The sequence below is a fragment of the Thiomicrorhabdus aquaedulcis genome (genome assembly GCF_004001325.1).
Classification (GTDB): domain Bacteria; phylum Pseudomonadota; class Gammaproteobacteria; order Thiomicrospirales; family Thiomicrospiraceae; genus Thiomicrorhabdus; species Thiomicrorhabdus aquaedulcis.
On record NZ_AP018722.1, the window covers coordinates 169,791 to 191,931 of the forward strand.

Consider the following 22,141-nt stretch of genomic DNA (forward strand, 5'->3'; position numbering starts at 1 on the left):
TAACATGATAAACGTACTATATTTTGCCAGTTTTAGAGAGATGCTGGGTCAGGCTAATGAGCAGTTGCCAGTAGGCTTTGCCACGGTAGAAGAGCTTATTCACCAGTTGGCGCAGCGCGGTGAGGTTTGGCAGCAAGCACTTTTGCACAATCAAAATCTACAAATAGCCGTTAATCACGATGTGGCACACCGCACAACCCTAATAAAAGCCGGGGATGAAATTGCGTTTTTTCCGCCTGTAACAGGGGGTTAAGTGGGAATGGTTGATTTTCCATTTATAAAAATTCAAACCGAAGACTTTGATTTAACATCTGAGCTGAAACAGTTGCGTGCTGGTTACACTGACATTGGTGCTGTGGTGTCGTTTGTGGGTACAGTACGCGATATTAATGAAGGCGATGATGTAGCGGTGCTTGAACTTGAGCACTATCCAGGTATGACCGAAAAAGCTTTAGAAAACATTCGCTTGCAAGCGCATGCGCGTTGGTCGTTAGAGTCGAGTTTGATTATTCACCGAATTGGTAAAATGTACCCTACCGATCAAATTGTGTTGGTAGCCGTAGCGAGCCGACACCGAGAAAATGCCTTTTATGCTGCGCATTTTATTATGGATTACCTTAAAACCAATGCGCCATTTTGGAAAAAAGAGACACTGCCAAACGGACAAGAGCGTTGGGTGGATGCGCGTATTAGCGACAAAGAAGCCGAAAAACGCTGGTCTGCTAATCTAAACACTATTTCATAATAATATTCACACAACTCGCTTGGGCTACAATGTTGTTTCGTTTAGCCTGCCTAAACCAAATTTATCCAATTACATGGCTATAAATGGCCAAGTTTAAAGCCACTATGGCTGGCTAAGGCCTTAAAGAGAGCGTTTATGAAAACATTTGACGAAGCCCTGCATTTTCTTTTAAGACAGGTTGCTCCCTTAGAGCGTGTTGAAACCATTCCTATGCATCAAGCGCTAGGCCGTGTGTTGGCCACACCCATTGTATCGGGCATTAATGTGCCACCGCATCAAAACAGCAATATGGACGGCTACGCACTGCACAGTTACGATTTGGAGCACAACCAAATCTTAAACGTATCAGCACGCATTGCCGCGGGCAATGACCCATTACCGCTTAAATTGGGCACGGCCGCACGAATTTTTACTGGGGCGGTGATTCCAGAAGGCGCTAACTGCGTGGTAATGCAAGAAGAGACCGAACTTAATGGCGACTTAGTAACTATTTTGAATACGGCCACCAGGCCTGGTCAAAACATTCGTAATATAGGTGAAGACATTGCTCAATATGATGAAATTTTACGCGCCGGCCAAACTCTAAAACCGCAAGATTTGGGTTTAATTAGCTCCATTGGCGTAAGCGACGTTGAAGTGTATGTTCGTTTAAAAATCGCCACGTTTACCACCGGTGATGAATTACTCGAGCCGGGCGATGCGCCTCAAAGCGGTAAAATATACAACGCCAATCGCTATGTAATGGGCGGGTTAATTAATACCCTTGGTTTTGAATTAATCGATTTAGGCCGTGTGGACGACACCTTAGAAGCCACGGTAGCCGCCATGCAAAAAGCCGCCAGTTTGGCCGATGTGGTCATTACCACTGGGGGTGTTTCGGTGGGTGAAGAAGACCACATTAAACCTGCACTGGCGCAACTGGGTGATTTGCAGATGTGGACGGTTAAGATGAAACCGGGCAAACCACTGGCCTATGGACACATTGGCGGTACGCCGTTTATTGGTTTGCCCGGTAATCCGGTGTCGGCGTTTGCCACGTTTAATTTATTTGCGCGGCCGTATTTATTAAAAATGCAGGGTGCCAGCGAGATTAAATCCAAACCCATTTGGCTAGAGTCAGCGTTTGAGTGGCCAGTGAGCCACTTTAGACGCGATTTTTGCGCGCCAAAATTGTTAACAAAAACCAAAAAACCTATGTGGATATTTACCCCAACCAAGGTTCGGGCGTGCTTACGTCAACCGTTTGGGCAGAAGGCTTTGTGGTGGTGCCCGAAGACACGGTGATTCACCGTGGCGACAAAGTCGCGTTTTACCCGTTTAATCCCATTAACGAATAGGGTGTGCAATGAAATCGACTAAAAAAATAAAGAACAAAAAAACGGCAACTCCAATTGATGTCGTTCTGGTGATCAACGAGTCTGAGTCAGCCAACGCTCCCAGTACTGGTCTTACCCACTTAGACAGCAAAGGCCAAGCGCGCATGGTGGACGTAAGCCAAAAAGCGCACACCGAACGCGAAGCGCGTGCCATGGCCGTGATTAAAATGTTGCCGCAAACCCTGAGCATGATTCTAGAAGGCAAACATAAAAAGGGCGATGTAATGGCCACCGCGCGCATTGCTGGCATTATGGCGGCCAAGCGCACCCCTGACATTATTCCCATGTGTCACCCACTGTTGTTAACCTCGGTTAAGGTTGAACTCACCCCTAATATTGAACAAAGTTGGGTTGAAATTGTCGCGGTATGCAAATTGGTTGGACAAACCGGGGTTGAGATGGAAGCCTTAATGGCGGCCTCGGCAGCGGCGCTTACCTTGTACGACATGTGCAAAGCGGTTGATAAAGGCATGGTGATTGAACAAGTTCAATTGCTGGAAAAAACCGGCGGCAAAAGCGGTCATTGGGCGCGCGTAGGCGACGAGGTTTAGTCGCACTTTTTGAGTTCAAGAGGCTCATTAAGATGAGTGAAAAACCCAGTGACCAGGCCTGGTCAGTTTATTTATTACGTTGTGACGACAACAGTGTCTATTGTGGTATTACCAATAATTTGCCCAAACGGCTTAAGCAGCATAATGGTGCAATAAAGGGCGGTGCCAAATACACCCAAGCCCGCCAACCCTGTATTTTGGTGTACGTTGAGCAACATGCGTCGCGTGCTGTGGCGTGTCAACAAGAATACGCTATCAAACAGTTAAGCAAAGCCGCCAAAGAGCAGTTAATTGCAACCGGTGGCATTGAGCCCTGCGCATAAAGTAGTCATAAATTTTTGCCCATAAAAAAAGCCCGTTAAAACTGAGTTTTAACGGGCTTTTTTGGTTTTTAAGCAATAAGCAGTTAAACCATATTATGACTTAACTGTATGACTTAACTACGACGTGGACGTGGTTTACCTTTGTCTTTGTCATCGGCTTTGTTGCGAGTTAAGCGTTTACGCGGAGAAGCCGCGGCACCACCTTTAAGTTGTGATATTTTTAATTGCTGACCACACACCCAAGATTTAGCTAACAGCGTTAAGGCTTCTTTAGGCATATCGGCTGGTAAATCAACGGTGCTGTAGGTATCGTCGATGTTTAACTGGCGAATAAATTCACTGTCAATGCCACCTTCGTTGGCAATACAGCCTACGATGTTGCCAGGCTTAACGCCGTGGTTGCGACCGACTTCTAAACGGTAACGGTTCATGCCTTCTTCTGGGTTTTCAGAACGCTCACGACGTGGACGTTCTGGACGATCACTGCGTTCACCACGACGTTCGCCGCGCTCGGGACGGTCGTTGCGATCGTTACGATCACGACGTTGGCCGCCTTCACTTGGGCGATCGTTGCGTTCGGTACGCACTTCACGCTGCGGCTTGTCGTCCATAAAGAACGGAATGTCGCCCTGCATTAAACGCGCTAAACCGGCTGCAATTTCAACCGCAGGAATGTTCTTTTCAACTTCAAGTTGTTCAATCATGTTTTGATAGAACGCTAAATCATCCAACTGCAAGGCTTCGATAACGCGAATTTTAAAACGATCAACACGACTGTCGTTGATGTTTTGCGTAGTAGGCAAATGCATCTCTTCAATTTTTTGACGTGTAGTGTGTTCAATCGAGCTTAACAAGCGACGCTCACGTGGTGCCACAAACAAAATGGCCACACCCGAACGACCTGCACGGCCGGTACGACCAATACGGTGAACGTATGACTCGTTGTCGTGCGGAATGTCGTAGTTAATAACATGACTAATACGTGGAACGTCTAAACCACGGGCTACTACGTCAGTGGCGACCAAAATGTCTAACTTGCCTTTTTTAAGCTGGTCAACAATACGCTCACGGTGATTTTGCGCGATGTCGCCGTTTAAAGCAGCCGCAGCGTAACCACGGGCTTCAAGTTTTTCGGCCAGTTCAATGGTGGCGGTTTTGGTGCGTACAAAAATAATAATGCCGTCAACGTTCTCTTCGGCTTCTAAAATGCGGGTAAGCGCATCCAGTTTGTGCGCGCCGCTGACCATTAAATATTTTTGCGTAATGGTGGTGGCGGTTGCAGTCGCTTGCTTAATAATAACTTCGGTTGGGTTATTTAGGTAACGCGAGGCAATGCGGTGCACTTCTTTTGGCATGGTGGCCGAAAACAAGGCAATTTGACGCTTTTCAGGGGTTTGTTGCAAAATCCACTCAACGTCGTCAATAAAGCCCATGCGCAACATTTCGTCGGCTTCGTCCAAAATCAGCAATTTTAGCTTGTCTAATTTAAGCGTGCCTTTGCGCATGTGATCCATAATACGACCGGGCGTTCCTACCACTACGTGTACGCCACGGTTTAAAGCGCGAATTTGTCCGCCGTAATCCGAACCACCGTAAATAGGCAGGACGTGAAAGCCTTTCATGTGGTGGGCAAAACTTTGAAACGCTTCAGCTACCTGAATCGCCAATTCACGCGTAGGTGCCAATACCAAAATTTGTGGGTCTTTTTGGTTAATGTCGGCGTTGTTTAACGCAGGCAATGCAAATGCGGCGGTTTTACCGGTACCGGTTTGTGCCATACCTAAAATGTCATTACCGGCCAATAGGGCTGGAATGGCTTGCGCTTGAATGGGTGAAGGGGTTTCGTAGCCTAAATCGGTAATGGCTTTTAAAAGGTCTTCGCTAAGGTTTAAATCTTTAAATGAAATTTCGGTGGTCATCCGGTGTCCTTTTCTCGTGCATGAGAATGGTTTTTGCCCGGGAATAAGAAGCGACTTTGTTGCAAAAGCAGCAAAAAGTGGCTCAAAATCCATAATCGTTAGACTCAAAGAGTTAAGAAATCGAAGAACAGGATTGAGTTGTTATTCTGGGGCAAAATGGGTTCTTAGTAAAATAAGAGCGCTTTTGCGTCAGAAAATCAAACTCGGCTCATAAAGAGGCGAAGTGAAAGAGGTTAAGCAAATGGCTCTGTAACGGCAAAATTTTGTGGAATCTGTTCAGAATCATTAAGTTGAAACTGGCCACAAATCTGCGATGGCCGGATTTTACTAAATAAGATTTTTAAATGCAAGTAAAAGTTTTACTTGGGTGCGTCAAGCGGCGACAGCTGGGTTAAAAACTGTGCGGCAAAGGTGCTGGCTGAACAAGGTTGGCTGAAAAAATAGCCCTGAATAATAATATCGACCGGTTGTTGGCGTAAAAAATTGACCTGTGCTTGGGTTTCAACGCCTTCGGCTACTAAAGTAAGTTTTTTGTGGCGCGCCAAACTGATAATCGACTCGACAATGGCAATGTCGTCGGCACTTTCTGGGATTCGGGCAATAAAGCTTTTATCAATTTTTAGTTCGTGCAGGGGCAGCTTTTGCAAATAACTTAGTGAAGAGTAGCCCGTTCCAAAATCATCAATGGATATTTTAAAGCCCAGTTGTGATAGCGCCTCTAATTTTGATAAGGCGGTTTCGGTGTCCGAAATTAGCACGCCTTCGGTGAGTTCTAGGGTTAAATTTTGGGGGTTGGCGTGCGTCATTTTTAGCAAGTCAATCAGGTGCTTAACAAAGTCGGCTTCGTGAAATTGAATAGGACTGATGTTAATTGACATGTTTAAATTGGGGTGGGTTTTATTCCATAACCAGGCCTGGTGAAAGGCTTTGGTGAGAATCCATAAACCAATTTTAATGATTTCACGATTTTCTTCAGCAATGGGGATAAACGTGTTGGGCGGCACAGTGCCCAAGATTGGATGGTTCCAGCGCACTAATGTTTCTACACCGTGCAGTGCATCTTGTGCGCCCATTTGGGCTTGGTAAAACAACTCAAATTGTTCTTGTGCAAGAGCTTGATTGAGCGCGTCTTCTAGGATTCGGTGCTTTTTAACTTCGATGGACAGCGTAGGATCATAGGCGTAAATTTTATACGAATTTTTAAGTTGCTTGGCTTTAGTGGCGGCCAGGTCGGCGTTAATTAAAAGGTTTTCGGCACTGTCGGTGGCGTTTTCTGGAAAACAGGCAACGCCAATACGCGCACTGCTGTGCAGTGTTAAGCCGGCTATTTCAATGGGTTGATTAAGTGCGTCACAAATAGTGTGGCTTAGTTGGATGGCCTGGCTATGGGCTTTAGCCAGCGTGGTGCTGTGCAGGGAGCAGATAATGGCAAATTCGTCGCCGCCCACTCGGGTTAATGTGTGGTTTGAGCCTAAAGTGCTTTGCAACGCGAGGGCTGTTTGACTTAGAAAAAGGTCGCCGGTTTTGCGTCCAAAGGCATCGTTAATGGTTTTAAAGCGTTCTAAATTAATGTGCAACAATGCACCATACGTGCTTTGGGTTTGATGTCGGTTGAGTGCTAATTGCAAGTGTTCGGTGGTAAAACGGCGATTGGGAAGTTCGGTCAGTTCATCGTAAAACGCCATGTGCTGAATTTGCAGCTGTGCGGCTTTTATGTCGGTAATGTTTTGAATGCTGACCATGTAATGTTCAACATTGTATTCGTCGTCTACTAGCATGGAAAGACTTATCAGTGCATCAAACCGTGTGGTTTGGGCGTTAATTTCAACTTCGCCGCTCCACGTTTTGTTTTTTAGCAATGTGGCCAAGACCGATGTTACCGTGCTAACGGATTTAAAATGCACGTATTGCTCAAACCATTGGGTAAAGGTCATGCGAATTAGGGTTTGGGTCGATAAACCACTCATTTGAACAAAGCTGGGATTAGGATGGGTAATAAAACCCTTTTCGTTGGTAATGCATTGGCCGTTTAGGCTGTTAAACGCGACTTGCATTAAACGTTTTTGTTCGTCTATTTGGACGTGTAATGTGCGGTCGTAAATTAACAGGAGCAGGTTTTTTACTTGACCATTTTTGGACAGTAAGGCGGTGGCTTTGAGCAGTAATGGTGCTGTTTCAAGCGTTTTTGGGTGAATGCGCCATACCAATACTTGGTGTTCAGCGTGCTCATCGTCTTTATGAGCTTGTTGTTTTACGCGCTCAAGCCAGGGCAAAAGTTTAAAGCTAACAGTGCCTTTTTTGTTTTTAAACAACGACAGAGAATGCTGTTTTAAATTGGGCTCGGCAGAGTGAATAAGTAAGTTTTTAGCTTGGTCGTTGATGCTTTTAATGGTTAAGTTGGGTTTTAAAACCAAAATACCATCGGTCAATGCGTGAATAATTTGGCACTTGGTGGCTTTTTCGTCGCGTAATCGCACAATGGTTTGTTTAAGCGTGCGTACAGTAGAGGGAGTGGTCATGCTATAAACCCTCCGTGTTAATAGAGTGCGGCGTTAATGGCATTGATGCTATTACTAGGTTTAGCCAGGGCGCATGGCTTGGGTATGAGCGGAAAGGGTTATTGACCATACACTACACTGGGAAGCCAAGTGGCCAGGCCTGGCCAAATGGCCAGCATAACCAATACTGACAGTTGTATGGCGATATAGGGGACGGTACCTTTATAAATGTCGGTGGTTTTAAGGTGGGTGGGTGCTACACCGCGTAGATAAAACAACGCAAAGCCAAATGGCGGGGTTAAAAAGGCCGTTTGTAGGTTTATGGCAATCATAATGCCCAGCCAAATAGGATCAACGCCCATCATGAGTAAGATAGGCGCCACCACAGGCACGACCACGTAGGTGATTTCAATAAAGTCTAAAAAGAATCCCAGCACAAACATCAGCGCCATCACGATAAGCATGGCTGTAAATACGCCGCCGGGCAAGTCGCTAATAAGCTCCTCAATCAGAACATCACCGCCTAGGCCTCTAAACACCAATGAAAAAAACGCAGCGCCTATAAAAATTAAAAAATCATACTGGTGACTTGCAAGGTGTTTTGCATGACCGTATTAAGACGTTCTTTATTTAAACGTTTTTTGCTAACCGCCAACAAAGTAGCGCCCAGTGCGCCTAATGCAGCGGCCTCGGTGGGCGTGGCAAAGCCGGCTAAGATTGAGCCTAATACCAATAAAATAAGAGCCAATGGCGGTGCTAAGGTGGTTAAAACTCGTTTGCCCAGGCCTGGTAGCACCGGATTACCAATGTTATTGGGCACGCTGTCGGGGTGGATAATGGCTTTAATAAAAATATACAGCATGTATAGCACCACCAACAACATGCCAGGAAACAGCGCGCCAATGAACAAATCGCCTACTGACAAGGTCTCGGGTGAAAAAATCCCTTGTTTTAGTTGCGCCTGTTGATAGGCTGTGGATAACACGTCGCCCAGTAAAATTAAAATAATCGACGGCGGAATAATTTGCCCCAACGTGCCCGAGGCGCAAATGGTGCCGCTGGCCAGTCTTGGACAGTAGCCTTGCTTGAGCATGGTGGGCAAAGCCAATAATCCCATCGTCACTACGGTAGCCCCGACAATGCCGGTGCTGGCGGCCAATAATGCACCCACCAAAATAACCGAAATACCCAAACCACCTTTAACCCCGCGCATGACCTCATCCATAGTGGACAGCAGTTGCTCGGCAATTTTAGACTGCTCAAGCATAATGCCCATAAAGACAAAAAGCGGTACGGCAATTAAGGTTTGATTGCCCATGATGCTAAAAATTTGATTGGGAATGCTGTGCAAAAGGCTAAATCAAACAAACCAAATGCGCTGGTTATAAGCGCAAACAAAAGCGACACCCCTGCCAATGTAAACGCCACCGGAAACCCCAACAGCAAAGCCACAAAGACCAGGGCAAATAAAAGCAGTGCGAGCCATTCCATTACAGGGTCCCGCCGTGTTCAGAGTTAATTGATGTTTGTGGTGGTGTTAAGGCAGGTTGCGTCAATTGCACTAGGGCGTTAAGTGCCACAGCCACGCCTTGCAACGCCACTAAAAAGGCCATGACTAGAATAACGCTTTTAAGTAAGTATAAGTAAGCAATGCCACTGCCTTCGGTCGACGTTTCTTGCACCGCCCAACTGGCGGCGACATAATCCCAACCAATCCACAAAATAAACGCCATCACCGGCAAGGTAAACAACACAGTGCCCATTAAATTTATCCAGGCCTGGTAACGTGCCGAACCGTTAACGTAAAAATGTCTACTCTGACGTGCTTGTCTTGTTGATAGGTGTAGGCAATGCCCAGCATAAACAACAGCGCGTGGTTGTACATAACGGCCTCTTGCAGCGCAATAGAGCCGGTGTCAAAGCCATAACGCAAAACCACCACCAATGCGGTAATAGCGACTAAGCTAATACTTCCCCACGCCACGGTTTTACCCAGCGTAAGCTGAAACTGATTTTGGTAGGCAATAAATTGAGTTAAGCGTTTCAAGTTGGCAGGGGAAAGGGTCATAAAGTTAAACGTCATCTTAAAATCAACAGAGTTTGCATTTTAACCATTTTAAAGGGTGTTGGAACGGTTTTTGTTTAAAATGGGCGATAAGTCATTAATATACTCCCCAAATAGCGTCGTATAAGATGCGGGTACGAGCGTTCATGATAAACACATCACCGCCTATAATAATGCGCACATAATCTGCAGGCAGTCTAGGCATTGAGCGTTCTAACTCATACGGAAAACGATTATATACAACGTGTGGCGGCAGCGGTTGGTGCAATAAATACTTTGTGTGCGGTGCGTGGCCTTGTTTAGCATGACTGGGTTTGTGCCCTCTCATGCCAGGATGATGGCGATAATATTGTGTAATGGTATTACGATCAGTGTGGGTAAACAGCACACTTGCCGCCACCGATGGCGTTGCAACGCCTATTAGGGTTCGGTTTTGACTGGGCGCTTGTGCGCAGCCAACCAGCAATCCAATAATCAGTCCACTTAAAACGTGCAAAACATTCATAGCGCTCTCCAAAATACTCAATGGCTGGTTAATCGCCTCACAATGTATTCATTACAGCGTATTTGCAGGGGAACCAATTTATTAAGAATCAATTTTTGCACTCATTGTTGCTAAAGGTCTCTAAAGGTCTCTTAGTGGAGGCGATTTTTTGCATTGTTTGTTTTTAAGCAACAGTGTTTTTAAACTTGACGCGTTTTTTAAAACGGCCTAACCCGTTAGACTCCTTTATGTAAACACATTAAAGGAAAAACATCATGAAAGCATTCACACCAAATAACTATAAAAATGGGCAACGTTTCAATACATTCGGCTTGTCTACCCTGTTTACAGCGCTAATGTCTTCGGCCTTGTTGTTTGCCCCAACTGTTATGGCCGCGCCGGTAAACTATCAAATAGATTCCCCTGGTATGCACGCCTCGGTTAATTTTAAAATTCAGCACTTGGGGTACAGTTGGCTAACAGGTCGTTTTGAAAAATTTGACGGTCAATACACCTACGACGATCAACAGCTTAGCAACAGTAAAATTGCCGTTACCATTGACACCGCCAGTGTGTCCACCAACCACGCCGAGCGCGACGTGCATTTGCGCAGTGCCGATTTTTTGAATGTTAAAAAACACCCCAAAGCCCAATTTGTAAGCGACAGCATAAGCGGTACCGATAAAAAAATGCAGGTCGCCGGCAAATTTACCCTAAACGGCGTGACCAAAGACATCGTGATTGAGGCGCATAAAATTGGCGAAGGCAAAGACCCTTGGGGCGGTCATCGCAGTGGCTTTAGTGGCACCACCGCATTAAAATTAGTCGACTATAACATTAGCCAGGATTTAGGCCCCGCTTCGGCCGAAGTGTTGCTAGAACTGCACATTGAAGGGGTAAGGAAATAAGCGGGAACTTGTATGAATGGTGTGTTAACTTACTTTAACCAGGCCTGGTCATTCTGTTAAATACCTCAAACACCATAAACACCGCAAACAAAAGGATTACCCATGTTTCACCCCAAATACCAACCCATATTAATGGCTTTTTTTATGGCGCTGTTTATGTCATTTTTAATGTCGGCGGTCATTACGGCTTTAAACATTGGCCTGCCCAGCAATTTTTTACAAATTTGGCTTAGCGCCTGGCTATCGGCCTTTGTGGTGGCGTTTCCCATTGTGATGTTTGTAGGGCCCATGGTGCGAAAACTCGTCGCAAAATTGGTAAGCGCACCCAACGTTCAATAGCATTTAAGAAGGTTTAAGAAGGTTTAATGGCGTTTAATACGAGATACCCTTGCATATTTAAAAACACACCTAACCCAAGGCATCTTCAAACTCATTAATGGGGCAGGGTTTGCCAAACCAATAACCCTGATAAAAATTGCAGCCTTTTTGTTTCAGTATGTGTTTTTGCGCCTTGGTTTCAACGCCCTCGGCAATGACCTCGATGCCAAGAGCATTACTCATTGCAATAATGGTTTTTACAATCACCGCATCATCCGGATCATCCGCAATGTCACGCACAAACGACTGATCAATTTTAATTTGATCCAATGGCAAGCGTTTTAAATATTGCAGTGATGAGTAACCCGTTCCAAAATCATCCAATGAGAATTTAACCCCAAGTTCACGCAACTGGCGCATTTTTTGAATGGCTTCTTCAACGTTATCTAAAATGGTGCTTTCGGTTAATTCAATTTTAAGTTTTTGTGGGGCTATTCCAGTCTTTTTAATAACCGCTATAACCTGTTCAACAAAACCAGCTTCTTTAAATTGCTTGGCACTCACATTCACGGCAAGGGTTAAGTGCGCGGTTAAAGGTTGGTTTTGCCAACAACGCAACTGTTGACAGGCGGTTGCTAATACCCAGGCTCCCATGGCTTTAATTTGCCCAGTTTCTTCGGCTAAAGGAATAAAGTCAGCGGGCGAAACAAGACCACGTTCAGGGTGGTTCCAGCGAATTAATGCTTCCGCGCCTATGGCAGATTGATGTTGATTAACTTGCACTTGATAAAAAAGTTCGAGCTGGCTGTGTTCAATAGCGGCGCGTAATTCTACTTCCATTGTTGCGCGCGCTATTAAGGCCTGCTGCATAAAAGGATCATAAAAGCTTAAGCAATTTCGACCGTTTGATTTTGCGTTGTACATGGCCGTTTCGGCTTGTTTTAGCAGCTCATCAACGGGTTCATTTGTTCCGTTAAACAAGACAATCCCAATGCTAGGGGTCGAAAAATAACGCACCTCATTAATTTCATAAGGTTGATTAAGCGTTTCACGCAAGGCCTCTGCAAGTTGTTCAGCCTTAGTGGCTGCATGTGTTTTTTCTAATCCCAGTGATTCCAGCGTCCACACAAACTCATCTCCGCCCACACGCGCAATATGATTATCACCTTTGGCCAGTTTGGTTAAACGGCCAGCAAGCTCAAGCAATAATTGATCACCGGCTTGATGGCCTTGTGAATCATTAATGACTTTAAAGTCGTCTAAATCAAAAAGAAGAACGCCCCCAAATTGACCAGAAAGATGATTTAAAGACATTGAATATTCTAAACGCTCAATTAATAATCGTCGATTAGGCAATTTAGTTAAAGGGTCATAAAAAGCCAGTTGAAACGCCTCTGCTTCCGCTTCTTTACGCCGCTCGATGGCCTCGTGAAAATTAAGCAAGGCTCCGGCAATTCGTCCAAACTCCCCATTATCATCGGCATGCATTTTTTTAATATTGAGCATTTCAATTTGTGCGTGTGTACTGCCGTGCGCCATAGCACTCAATGCATCGGCGATGTAGAGGATTTTTCGACTGATAAACCCTGAAAAAAACACCACCAATGCCAAAATCATTGCTAACCCAGCAAGGCTGGCCCCTACAATGCCGTATAAAAATTGTTCTTGAGTTGCAAATTCCTGACTGTTTCGTACCTCTGTTCTTTGCGCCAAAAGATGGGTGATGCGCTGGATATAGAGTGAAAATTGAACAAAGTTCTGCTGGGCTTTTTGTACGTAGTCTTGCGCGACACCAGTGTCAATCGCAATAATATCGGTGGCCATGATAATAAATTGACGATAGGCTTGAAACTCTTGCTGTAAAGGCAATACATTGCCGTGATTAACCTCTTGCAATAGGTCGGATTGGACCAATAAATTTACCCGCTCAGTCAATGCTTCAAGTTCATCAACCACTTGCGTATGCAGTGTGTAAAGTTGGATTTCAGATAGTTTTTTAAGTTTGGCATTTGCAATGGCGTCTGAAACTTTTTGATGAACTTGACCAATTTCTTGACTAAATTCAGCGGCCTCCTGAACGATGTTTAGGTCGTGCAATTGTTTTTTATGCAGGTCAATAGAGTGGTTTTTAATTGAAGAAAGCGACCAATAAGCAATCGATAGCGTAAACAGTGCCAACAGTAGAACTGGCCAAAAGGTTAAAAATAATAGTGTGCGACCGGCTCTCATATAAATTATTGCCCCAACTGTTTAAGCAAGTCGAGCCAATCATTGGGTGTAATGGTGGCTAAATATTCAAAACCTTGTGCGCCCATGGGTCGAAAGAAAACCATACTTCCTTCTGGTGGAAAGTATTTCATCATTTCAACCAAGTTAGGGCCATGTGCCACTAAAATACGATTGGTTCCGCTGGCCACTGGCTCAGAGAGTAATTCAAGTGTGCGTTTAATAATGGGCTGCTTTTGGCGGGTTGTGAGCGCAGCGGTATACTGTAAATTGATATCAACTTTAATAGGTTGACCAAAGACAATTTCGGCCGTTCGCATGGCACGACATAAAGGACTCACAAGAGGCGGTTCATAAGGTAAAGCAAGCAATTTAAAGTAAGTCGAAATTTGCTTTAATTCGGCTAATCCCTCTTGCGATAATGGGCGTTGCGTAGTGCAATCGCTCAGGTTGATGGGCGCTTGGTCGGGTTGTGCTGTATCTGTTTTGCCATGACGCATATAAATTACATAGCCGCCTTGGCGCACTTGCTCAATTAATTGAGCGTTGGCAATCACAACCGATTTAAACTCATCGCTCGCCATGGCCGGGCGAAAGGTAAAAAATAAAGTGAATAAAGTGAGCGTAATCCATTTCTTCATAATTAAGGGTTTCTTTAGAAAAATTATCAAACGGCAATATTAACCTTAAAAGCCATATTTAAAAAATGGTTTATTGCTGTTTTTTGAAAATTTAAACAAACCGTAATATAAAACCTAAAAGAAGGCTTTAAATTTAATGATTTAGAGAGACCTTTGCACGAGTGAGGTGCGAGGAAAAAATGAGATAAAATTTGCCTGATTGAGGCGGAAAACGCAGTGAATAGCTGGCTATTCGCAAGGTTTTCAACAAAAATCAGGCAAATTTTAGCCATTTTTAACCGTGCCTTGACTCGTGCAAAGGTCTCTTAGAGTTAAAAATTAAAGAGAATTGTGTTTTAAACAATGTTTAACCAGGCCTGGTCAAATACATTTTGGTTTTTAAACGAAAAGTCTTGAAATGTTAACCGTTTATAGCCGACAATCCACTGGTGCAAAGTGCTCAAAAACTTTTAAAGCGTCCCACTATTTAGAGCCTACGACTTGAATTTTAAACCTACTTTTTTGGCCATAATGGCTCTTGCGTTGCTGCTGTTATTTAGCTTGCCCATTTTGTTTTATGGATTGGTCAGCGATGATTTATACGGTAAACAAGTTGATCGTGTAGCCCCAGATTTTAGTTTGCTGGATGTGCAAGGCCAGGCGCATTCTTTAAGCCAGCACCAAGGTCGTTATGTGTATTTGTATTTTGGCTATTTAAATTGCGATGACGTTTGTCACAATCAAGTGGGGGTGATGTTTAATTTGCATCATCAGTCGCATGCACAAGACATTGATTTTTTGTTTGTGACCATGGATCCAAAGCGTGACTCTCCGGCGTTGTTAAAAGATTACTTTAATCAGTTTGGCGCTAATTTTGTGAGTTTGACCGCGGACAACATGCAAACCATTCAAAAAGTAGCGTCTTTATATAAAGCTTATTTTTTTACCGATTCCAACCCAAAAACCGGCCAAGATTATGAGATTTCGCATCCAGGTTCTATTTTTTTAATTGACCCTATTGGCCGCTTGCGGGCGGTGTATCAGGGTCAAGATTTACGCTATGACAAAATGTTAGAAGATTTACAAAAAATAAAGTTGAGTCTTAATCCGGCGCTTTAAATTTTTATAAACCTTCAAAATAACTTAAACCAACTTAAACCCCCATTAAACCTTCTTTAAATTTTAAAAGCTGCTCACTGGAGTGCGTGATGAACCAAAAATCGTTAGATTTACAGGCAATAGATAAAAAAGTATTGATAATTTTGTTGGCGCACATCCCTTTTGTGGCCTTTTTAGCGCCCATAGGCTATGACACTCATGGTTTTGCCATGTTGGCATCGGGTTTAATTGGCGCATTGGCCATTATTGGCTACGCGACGTTAAAAGGTACACGTGGTTTTGGTATTTTAAGTGGCGTGCTGGTTTTATTGTTTTCGGCCACGTTAATTCAAACTCAAATGGGGCGCATCGAAATGCACTTTCACATTTTTGTGGGCTTGGCATTTTTGTTAATTTATAAAGACTGGTTGGTGGTGTTAGTAGCGGCGTTGGTGGGGGCGGTGCATCACTTGGCGGTAACCCAAATGCAACTTTCTGGTTTAGACATTGCGGGCATGCCCATTATGCTGTTTAACTACGACTGCAGTTGGAGCATTACTTTTTTACACGCCTTGTTTGTGGTGATTGAAGCGGCGGTGTTAATGTACTATGCGTTGCTCATGAAAAAAGAACAGCTTATTGCCCAAAGCACCATGAACACCATTAACGATATCTCACGTACGTCGGATTTTTCTAAGCGCGTGAACCAATTTCAAGACTCACCTAATGTCCAGGCTGTTAATCAGTTAATGGCGTCGGTTGACAGTGCCATTAAACAAATTGTCATGGTCATGCAAGCCATCTCAAAAGGTGAGTTTACGGCGCGCGTAACCGAACAATATGAGGGCGATTTAAATCAACTTAAACAAGCGGTGAATGCCTCGGCACAAAGCGTTACCCACACCATGCACAGTTTAGAAGACATTATGAACGGTTTAAGCCAAGGCCATTTAGCCACCCGCATGAGCGGCGAAGTGCAAGGAGGGCTTAAACAAAAAGTAGATTTGGCCATGTCACAAACCGAACATTTAGTGTCTGAAATGGTGGCGGTTATGTCAGCGGTGTCTAAAGGCGATTTTAGTCAGCGCGTGCAAACCCAAGCGGCCGGACAATTTGGTGCCTTAAAACAGAATGTAAACCAAGCGTTGGACGATTTACAGCAGTCGTTTACTGAGATTAATCAAGCCTCTAAACGTTTGGCGCAGGGTAAGTTAAATCAACCTATTACCCAAGAATACCAAGGTGAATTAAATACCCTTAAAGAAGGTCTTAACTTTGCTTTTACCTCTTTAAGTGGGTTGGTCACCAACGTAGTGAGCATGAATCAACAGCTTAATGTTGCGGTAGATGAAATTTATACCGGCAGTGAAGGGTTGTCGCACGCATTAGAAGATCAAGCCCAGCAGTTGCAGTCAACGGCCAGTGCGTTTGGCAATATTGCTGCAGGGGTTAAGCAGTCTTCAGAGGGCGCGTTAAAAGCCAATCAGCTGTCGAGTACCGCACGCGTGCAAGCCGAAAGCGGCGTTAAGGTGATGGAAAACACTATTTTATCCATGCGCACCATTCAAGAATCGAGTCAAAAAATATCTGAAATTGTTGCACTCATTGACAGCATCGCCTTTCAAACCAATTTGCTGGCGCTTAACGCGGCAGTTGAAGCGGCGCGAGCGGGCGAGCAGGGTCGAGGTTTTGCCGTAGTGGCGGGTGAGGTAAGAGCCTTGGCCGGAAAATCGGCCAACGCCGCCAAAGACATTCGTGAATTAATTGACCGCACTGTAACCGCGATAGATTCAGGCACTCAATTGGTTGAAACGTCGGGCGAGTCGTTAAGCAAAATTAATTTGGCTATTAAAGACGTCAGTGAAATTATTGCCGACATTGCTAATTTAAGCCAAACCAGTGCGCGCGATATGGAGCAGGTAAACCAACTTATTCGTAATATCGACGCCCTTACCCAGCACAATGCCTCGCTGGCCACCCAATCGTCTAGCACCGCGCAATCGGTGGTGGCCAATGTACAAAGCCTAACGTTGGATTTAAATAAATTTGAAATTAATGCGCCTTCTAGCAGGGCAAACAGTTTTAAAGCCTTAGAGAATCGTTAGAAATAAGTTAAAAAATAACGCTTAAGGTCGTGCTAAACGATCTTTTGACTCGGACTGTAAAAGACTTTGTCGTGGCGGTTTGGCCAGGCCTGGGTCTTTAACACTGCGCTCGGGTTTAGGTGCTTGAATCGGGGGTTGTATAAGCATTGGACGAGTGTGCGCGGGTAAGTTGGCGCGTTGGTTATCGCGACCGCTTTCGTTACGATCGTCTTTAGAATGCTCTTTGTAATGCTCTCTTTTACTTTCTCTTTTGTTTTCTTTGTTGCTTTCTCTATTGCGTTGTCTGTCATCACTCTGAATGTGCTCTCGTCGGTCTTGCTCACGTTGTTGGTGTTGACGGTGCTCGCGCGGGTTAAAGTCGCGATGATTTGAAAGCGCCGGCGTATTGTAGTAAATGACACGTGGCGGCGGCGAATAAACATGCACCGGTGCGGGGCGATGCACCTCCATGGGATAGGCGGGCGAGTTATAGCTGTTATAACCACCGTAACCATTTCCATAACCGCTGCGCACTTGAGTGTGGGTAACGCACCCTTGTAATAACATAATAAACGCCAAGCCGCTTACCAATCCCAGCCATTTTACGTTTGCAATCGACCCGCTTGACCCAATCCACCGCTTCATTTTTTGCTCCTTGCGTTTGGCCACGCTGGTCAAACTTCAATTGCACTGTATCATTTGGCGCGCCACAAAGATTTAGGCAAGTATTGAAAGAGTCTTGAAATGGTAAATTATTCCATTTATGGGTTTGGTGCCGAGAGCTTGGGTTGAAAATGGCCAACGTGGTAAGATGCTTTTTTACGTTTTTAACAGCGAATGTGTAGGTTTTTATGATTGTTCAGGTGGCCGTGAGTGGCCCATTTTTGTTTGCGTTAGATTATCGTTTTGATGCGCTCTTGCAGTTTCCGGTGGTGGGTGGTCGGGTGAGTGTGCCGTTTAGAAACAAAACGGTGATTGGCGTGGTGATGGCGATTTTGACCGACTCGGTGGACTGTGACCTAAGCAAAATCAAGCCCATTTTAGAGGTGCTTGACACCGAGCCGTTGTTGAGTGATGCGCTGTTGACGTTGCTTAAATGGGCGAGTCACTATTACCACGAACCCATTGGTGAGGTGCTGCAGGCGGCGTTGCCAAAACGCTTGCGAGCGGGCGAAGCGGCCGAAGTAAGCGGCACTCCCGCTTGGCAATTGAGCGCACTTGGTTTGGCGTTAACCTTGGCCGATTTGCCAAAAAACGCCAAGCATCAACACGCGTTATTAGCGTGTTTTAACACCGCCCAGAGCCAAGGGCAAACGGTGTTAAGCGCCAGCGCGCTTTCGGCCAGTTTAGACCATTGGCGCGCCAGCGTTAAAAAGTTTGTTGAAGCGGGTTGGTTAACGCTCACCCAAGGACATTGTTTGGCCGATGGCGTTTGGGGACAGCGCCCAGCGCATTGTTTAAACCCCGAGCAGCAGGCCGCGGTAGACGCGGTGAGCCAGCGCACCACACTATTTGGGGCGTATTTATTGCAAGGTGTGACCGGCAGTGGCAAAACCGAAGTGTATTTGGGCATGATTGAGCAGGTGCTGGCCAAAGGCCAACAGGCTTTAGTATTAGTGCCCGAAATTGGCTTAACCCCGCAAATGGTGGCGCGTTTTGAGGCGTATTTGCAAGCGCCAGTGGCCACATTGCATTCGGGCTTAAACGACAGTGAGCGCCATTGTGCATGGCATTTGGTGCGCACTGGTCAGGTTAAGGTGTTGTTGGGCACACGCTCGGCGGTGTTTGCCCCGTTTAAGCACCTTGGCATTTGCATTATTGATGAAGAACACGACTTGTCTTACAAACAGCAAGAGGGCTTTCGCTATTCGGCACGCGATTTATTGGTGCGCCGTGCGTTTCAAGAAGCCATTCCGGTGGTGTTGGGTTCGGCCACGCCGTCGCTTGAAAGTTTGCACAATGTGGCGCAAGGGCGTTACCGTCATTTAACCTTAAAAATTCGCGCCGGCAACGCGAAGATGCCCAGCATTAAGTTGCTAGACATTCGCGGTGAAAAAATTCAAGAAGGCGTTTCGACCCCCTTAAAAATCGCGATGCAGCAGCATTTGACGCAAGGTGGGCAGGTATTATTATTTTTAAATCGCCGTGGCTTTGCGCCGGTATTAATGTGCCACGACTGCGGTTGGCAGGCCAGTTGCCCCAGTTGCGATGCCAATATGACGTTGCATCAAACCGCGCACACCACGCAAGGCGGTTATTTGCAGTGTCATCATTGCGGCGAACAACAGGCCTTGCCCCCAGAGTGCCCAAGTTGTTTAAGCACCGAGTTTGTAAAGGTAGGCCAAGGCACCGAACGGCTTGAAGAAACAATCCAGGCCTGGTTTAGCGATAAATCGGTGTTGCGCATTGACCGTGATACTACGCGCTTAAAAGGCAAAATGGCCGAGTTGACCGGCATCGCCGAACGTGGCGAGGCGGATATTTTAATTGGCACGCAAATGCTCGCCAAAGGCCATCATTTCCCTAATGTCACGTTGGTGGGGTTATTGGACATTGATCAGGGGTTGTTTAGCGTCGATTACCGCGCACTGGAGCGCACCGCGCAACTGATTTTACAAGTCGCAGGGCGCGCAGGGCGGGCTAAAAAAGCCGGCGAAGTGTTGATTCAAACGCATCACCCTGAGCACCCTTTGTTAATTACGCTTATTAAAGAGGGGTATGAGGCGTTTGCCCAAAAGGCCTTGCTCGAGCGACAAGACGCACAACTGCCGCCGTTTAAACATCAAATTTTAGTGCGTGCCGAGGCCAACTTAGCGCAAGACGCCATGGCGTTTTTGCAGTCGCTTAAAGCCGGTTTAGAGCAAGTGCACGCGCGTTCACGGCCAGAGCAGGCGCACGATTTGCAAATTTGGGGGCCGGTGTCAGCTCCCATGCAGCGTCGCCAAGGGCGCTATCGGTTTCAGTTGTTGTTGCAGTCGTCCAAACGGGCTTATTTACACAGCGTATTGGGCGAGTTAGAACCGTATATTTATAAAAGCCCTTTGGCGCGCAAAGTGCGCTGGAGCTTAGACGTTGACCCGCAAGAGATGGTGTAGCGTGCGTTGCTAAACTGCAGCACGTCTATTAACTGCGCTTGGTCTGCTGGGCAAATTGTTCTAACGAAATTTCGACCAGGCCTGCTCGGTTTCGATTGGGGCCTTTCATCACTTCGGGTGCGGCCCACGCGTGGCCGTGCACCACTTCAAACGTAGCGGGAATTTTACCGTCTTTTCTTAAGGTGTTATACGCCTCCAACATCGCGTTAAAGCGTTGTTTGCCCATTAAGCCATTTGCGCGTTGCGTGCTGGCGTTGGTGGCACCAATCGCTTTTAAATCACGCAGTACACCCATGGGCTTGTCGTAGGTTAGAGTAAAGTGCTCTACGTCCATTACCGGTTGGCCAAAACCCGCGCGAATCAGCGCATCGCCAATGTCGTGCATATCAATAAAGTGGTTAACGTGCTCGTATTGGGGGTCGGCCATTGACCAGGCCTGGCGAAGTTCTTTTAATGTGTCGGGGCCAAACGTGGTAAACATCAGCAAGCCATCGGGGCGCATGACGCGTCTAAATTCGGCAAAGACTCGGTCTAAATCATCGCACCACTGCAACATCAAATTACTCACCAATAAATCGACACGGCCGGCGGCCAGCGGCAATTGGTAGGCGTCGGCGTTTAGGCAGGTGACGGGTTGGGTGCTGGCCAAATTTTGCGTGAAGGTACAGCGTTGTAACCAGGCATTGAGTGAATTGCCCAGGCCTGGATAACGGGGGCGGCGCAAGCGCGGTTGCGCTTGTTTGAGCATAGACAGCGATAAATCAACCGCAAACACCTGAGCCTGCGGGTAACGATGCAGTACTTTTTGGGTTAATAACCCCGTGCCCGCTCCCACGTCTAACACGGTGGTGGGCGCAAGGGTAATAAGCTCTAAGCGTTCGTCAACGCGTTGTGCCACGGTTTTTTGCAAAATGGCCGCGTCGTCGTAGCTGGGGGCGGCATGGCTAAAATGGTGTTTAATGTGGTGGCGATTAACGCTCATCAGCGATTGGGGCATGGGAGGTGTTTACCTAAATTCTATTTACGGTTTTTACGGTCTTTAAAAACGCAATAATGTGCGCGGCGGTGTCGTGCGGATGCGATAAAAACGGCATGTGCGCCGCACCGGTTAAAATTACAACCTGCGCAGTGGGCTGTATTGTACTGAATTGGGTAATAAAGTCTTGAGGAATCAGCGGATCATTTTCGCCCAATAACCACAATACGGGACACGTGAGTGTGGCGGCGTCTTGCCGACAATCCATGGCTTTAAGCAGTTGCAAACCCTGAATTAAGCCGTCCATTTGCGGGATTTTGCTGTGGGTCATGCGCAGGCTAAATTCTTTAATAAGCAAGCGCGCGCCGTCGGAGCCTTGAATCTGCAGTTTCCAAAAGTGTTTAAGGGTGGCTAGGGTGTCTTGCCCAATGGCTTGAATAAAGTCGCCTAATAACGCGGGGCTAACCGCCCAGTTCCAGCCTTCGGTTTGCACAAATTTTGGGGTGCTGGCCAAGCAAATTAAACTGGTTATTTGGGTGGGCGCACGCACTGCAATTTTTTGCGCCAACAACCCACCCAATGACCAACCTAATAAATGGGTGTGTGGTGGCAAGACCTCTAAAATGGCGTTAAGCCAAGCGGTTTCAATGTCGTCCGAATTAGGTAATGCCGCGCTGTCGCCAAAGCCGGGAAGCTCTATTAATGTGACGCAAAAATGTGGCGCTAAATGGATTTTGGCCCATTCGCGCCACACCGTGTTTTGTGCGCCCCAACCATGAATGAGGGCGAGATGGTCGCCCTCGCCAAAGGTTTCGGTGTGTAATGCCGTGTGAGAAGTGGGTAACATTCTGGGTC

The 22,141-nt window shown here is 46.1% G+C and carries 20 protein-coding genes and 2 pseudogenes; 11 read left to right on the top strand and 11 right to left on the bottom strand.

Annotated features, from left to right (window positions below; genetic code table 11):
- Nucleotides 1-4 precede the first annotated feature (4 nt).
- From moaD to EP181_RS00710, 6 genes and pseudogenes are all read left to right on the top strand, one after another.
- On the top strand, nt 5-253 hold the full coding sequence (gene moaD / locus EP181_RS00690) for a molybdopterin converting factor subunit 1 (RefSeq protein ID WP_127469955.1): 249 nt from the start codon (nt 5-7) through the stop codon (nt 251-253).
- A 6-nt stretch (nt 254-259) separates the two neighbouring features.
- A complete protein-coding gene (gene moaE / locus EP181_RS00695; protein ID WP_127471718.1) occupies nt 260-745 on the top strand; it encodes a molybdopterin synthase catalytic subunit MoaE in 486 nt (161 codons plus the stop codon).
- 135 nt (nt 746-880) lie between these two features.
- Nucleotides 881-1,753: pseudogene (locus EP181_RS00700) on the top strand (molybdopterin molybdotransferase MoeA); the annotation flags it as partial.
- Between the two features lie 188 nt (nt 1,754-1,941).
- A complete protein-coding gene (locus EP181_RS12105; RefSeq protein WP_232023454.1) occupies nt 1,942-2,082 on the top strand; it encodes a hypothetical protein in 141 nt (46 codons plus the stop codon).
- Nucleotides 2,083-2,090: 8 nt separating this feature from the next.
- Nucleotides 2,091-2,672 carry a cyclic pyranopterin monophosphate synthase MoaC gene (moaC, locus tag EP181_RS00705; protein ID WP_127469956.1) on the top strand — a complete coding sequence of 194 codons (582 nt, stop codon included), beginning with the start codon at nt 2,091-2,093 and terminating at the stop codon, nt 2,670-2,672.
- A 32-nt stretch (nt 2,673-2,704) separates the two neighbouring features.
- Nucleotides 2,705-2,995 (top strand): GIY-YIG nuclease family protein, encoded by a 291-nt coding sequence (locus tag EP181_RS00710; RefSeq protein ID WP_127469957.1) that lies wholly within the window; start codon nt 2,705-2,707, stop codon nt 2,993-2,995.
- Nucleotides 2,996-3,108: 113 nt separating this feature from the next.
- On the opposite strand, the gene EP181_RS00715 is transcribed toward EP181_RS00710, so the two are convergent.
- The 6 genes and pseudogenes from EP181_RS00715 to EP181_RS00735 form a co-directional block, all read right to left on the bottom strand.
- Nucleotides 3,109-4,914, bottom strand: coding sequence for a DEAD/DEAH box helicase (locus tag EP181_RS00715; protein ID WP_127469958.1), 1,806 nt, complete (start codon nt 4,912-4,914; stop codon nt 3,109-3,111).
- Nucleotides 4,915-5,273: 359 nt separating this feature from the next.
- Nucleotides 5,274-7,433, bottom strand: coding sequence for a sensor domain-containing protein (locus EP181_RS00720; protein ID WP_127469959.1), 2,160 nt, complete (start codon nt 7,431-7,433; stop codon nt 5,274-5,276).
- Between the two features lie 98 nt (nt 7,434-7,531).
- Nucleotides 7,532-8,903, bottom strand: a pseudogene (locus EP181_RS00725) (TRAP transporter large permease).
- Nucleotides 8,903-9,175, bottom strand: coding sequence for a TRAP transporter small permease subunit (locus tag EP181_RS12585; protein WP_269471142.1), 273 nt, complete (start codon nt 9,173-9,175; stop codon nt 8,903-8,905). The pseudogene EP181_RS00725 and the gene EP181_RS12585 overlap by 1 nt, the downstream one beginning before the upstream one ends.
- 5 nt (nt 9,176-9,180) lie before the next feature.
- Entirely contained in the window at nt 9,181-9,480 is a 300-nt protein-coding gene (locus EP181_RS12590) for a TRAP transporter small permease subunit (protein ID WP_269471143.1), read from the bottom strand.
- A 94-nt stretch (nt 9,481-9,574) separates the two neighbouring features.
- Nucleotides 9,575-9,982 carry a hypothetical protein gene (locus EP181_RS00735; RefSeq protein WP_127469960.1) on the bottom strand — a complete coding sequence of 136 codons (408 nt, stop codon included), beginning with the start codon at nt 9,980-9,982 and terminating at the stop codon, nt 9,575-9,577.
- Nucleotides 9,983-10,236: 254 nt separating this feature from the next.
- Here EP181_RS00735 and EP181_RS00740 point away from each other — a divergent pair, with 254 nt between their 5' ends.
- On the top strand, nt 10,237-10,869 hold the full coding sequence (locus EP181_RS00740; protein ID WP_232023455.1) for a YceI family protein: 633 nt from the start codon (nt 10,237-10,239) through the stop codon (nt 10,867-10,869).
- Nucleotides 10,870-10,971: 102 nt separating this feature from the next.
- Nucleotides 10,972-11,208: a DUF2798 domain-containing protein gene (locus tag EP181_RS00745; RefSeq protein WP_127469961.1), complete on the top strand. Its 237-nt coding sequence runs from the start codon at nt 10,972-10,974 to the stop codon at nt 11,206-11,208.
- Between the two features lie 69 nt (nt 11,209-11,277).
- Here EP181_RS00745 and EP181_RS00750 read toward each other — a convergent pair whose 3' ends face one another.
- Nucleotides 11,278-13,416 (bottom strand): putative bifunctional diguanylate cyclase/phosphodiesterase, encoded by a 2,139-nt coding sequence (locus tag EP181_RS00750; protein WP_127469962.1) that lies wholly within the window; start codon nt 13,414-13,416, stop codon nt 11,278-11,280.
- A 5-nt stretch (nt 13,417-13,421) separates the two neighbouring features.
- Nucleotides 13,422-14,054, bottom strand: a complete 633-nt coding sequence (locus EP181_RS00755) for a histidine phosphatase family protein (RefSeq protein WP_127469963.1) — start codon at nt 14,052-14,054, stop codon at nt 13,422-13,424.
- Between the two features lie 480 nt (nt 14,055-14,534).
- Between EP181_RS00755 and EP181_RS00760 the strand changes: the two genes are divergently transcribed.
- Nucleotides 14,535-15,152, top strand: coding sequence for an SCO family protein (locus EP181_RS00760; protein WP_127469964.1), 618 nt, complete (start codon nt 14,535-14,537; stop codon nt 15,150-15,152).
- 89 nt (nt 15,153-15,241) lie between these two features.
- Entirely contained in the window at nt 15,242-17,236 is a 1,995-nt protein-coding gene (locus EP181_RS00765; protein WP_127469965.1) for a methyl-accepting chemotaxis protein, read from the top strand.
- Between the two features lie 21 nt (nt 17,237-17,257).
- Here EP181_RS00765 and EP181_RS00770 read toward each other — a convergent pair whose 3' ends face one another.
- On the bottom strand, nt 17,258-17,860 hold the full coding sequence (locus tag EP181_RS00770; protein ID WP_127469966.1) for a hypothetical protein: 603 nt from the start codon (nt 17,858-17,860) through the stop codon (nt 17,258-17,260).
- A gap of 206 nt (nt 17,861-18,066) precedes the next feature.
- Between EP181_RS00770 and EP181_RS00775 the strand changes: the two genes are divergently transcribed.
- Entirely contained in the window at nt 18,067-20,310 is a 2,244-nt protein-coding gene (locus EP181_RS00775) for a primosomal protein N' (RefSeq protein ID WP_127469967.1), read from the top strand.
- A gap of 28 nt (nt 20,311-20,338) precedes the next feature.
- Here the strand turns inward: EP181_RS00775 and bioC are convergent, their stop codons facing one another.
- Complete coding sequence (gene bioC / locus EP181_RS00780; protein ID WP_127469968.1) at nt 20,339-21,307, bottom strand: malonyl-ACP O-methyltransferase BioC; 969 nt, start codon at nt 21,305-21,307, stop codon at nt 20,339-20,341.
- Between the two features lie 13 nt (nt 21,308-21,320).
- Complete coding sequence (locus EP181_RS00785; protein ID WP_127469969.1) at nt 21,321-22,133, bottom strand: alpha/beta fold hydrolase; 813 nt, start codon at nt 22,131-22,133, stop codon at nt 21,321-21,323.
- Nucleotides 22,134-22,141 lie beyond the last annotated feature (8 nt).

Excerpts from the sequence above, each read along its gene's own strand:
- moaD (WP_127469955.1), top strand. The coding sequence starts at position 5 with ATGATAAACGTACTATATTTTGCCAGTTTTAGAGAGATGCTGGGTCAG.
- moaE (WP_127471718.1), top strand. The coding sequence starts at position 260 with ATGGTTGATTTTCCATTTATAAAAATTCAAACCGAAGACTTTGATTTA.
- moaC (WP_127469956.1), top strand. The coding sequence starts at position 2,091 with ATGAAATCGACTAAAAAAATAAAGAACAAAAAAACGGCAACTCCAATT.
- EP181_RS00710 (WP_127469957.1), top strand. The coding sequence starts at position 2,705 with ATGAGTGAAAAACCCAGTGACCAGGCCTGGTCAGTTTATTTATTACGT.
- EP181_RS00715 (WP_127469958.1), bottom strand. The coding sequence starts at position 4,914 with ATGACCACCGAAATTTCATTTAAAGATTTAAACCTTAGCGAAGACCTT.
- EP181_RS00720 (WP_127469959.1), bottom strand. The coding sequence starts at position 7,433 with ATGACCACTCCCTCTACTGTACGCACGCTTAAACAAACCATTGTGCGA.
- EP181_RS12585 (WP_269471142.1), bottom strand. The coding sequence starts at position 9,175 with ATGGGCACTGTGTTGTTTACCTTGCCGGTGATGGCGTTTATTTTGTGG.
- EP181_RS12590 (WP_269471143.1), bottom strand. The coding sequence starts at position 9,480 with ATGACCCTTTCCCCTGCCAACTTGAAACGCTTAACTCAATTTATTGCC.
- EP181_RS00735 (WP_127469960.1), bottom strand. The coding sequence starts at position 9,982 with ATGAATGTTTTGCACGTTTTAAGTGGACTGATTATTGGATTGCTGGTT.
- EP181_RS00740 (WP_232023455.1), top strand. The coding sequence starts at position 10,237 with ATGAAAGCATTCACACCAAATAACTATAAAAATGGGCAACGTTTCAAT.
- EP181_RS00745 (WP_127469961.1), top strand. The coding sequence starts at position 10,972 with ATGTTTCACCCCAAATACCAACCCATATTAATGGCTTTTTTTATGGCG.
- EP181_RS00750 (WP_127469962.1), bottom strand. The coding sequence starts at position 13,416 with ATGAGAGCCGGTCGCACACTATTATTTTTAACCTTTTGGCCAGTTCTA.
- EP181_RS00755 (WP_127469963.1), bottom strand. The coding sequence starts at position 14,054 with ATGAAGAAATGGATTACGCTCACTTTATTCACTTTATTTTTTACCTTT.
- EP181_RS00765 (WP_127469965.1), top strand. The coding sequence starts at position 15,242 with ATGAACCAAAAATCGTTAGATTTACAGGCAATAGATAAAAAAGTATTG.
- EP181_RS00770 (WP_127469966.1), bottom strand. The coding sequence starts at position 17,860 with ATGAAGCGGTGGATTGGGTCAAGCGGGTCGATTGCAAACGTAAAATGG.
- EP181_RS00775 (WP_127469967.1), top strand. The coding sequence starts at position 18,067 with ATGATTGTTCAGGTGGCCGTGAGTGGCCCATTTTTGTTTGCGTTAGAT.
- bioC (WP_127469968.1), bottom strand. The coding sequence starts at position 21,307 with ATGCCCCAATCGCTGATGAGCGTTAATCGCCACCACATTAAACACCAT.
- EP181_RS00785 (WP_127469969.1), bottom strand. The coding sequence starts at position 22,133 with ATGTTACCCACTTCTCACACGGCATTACACACCGAAACCTTTGGCGAG.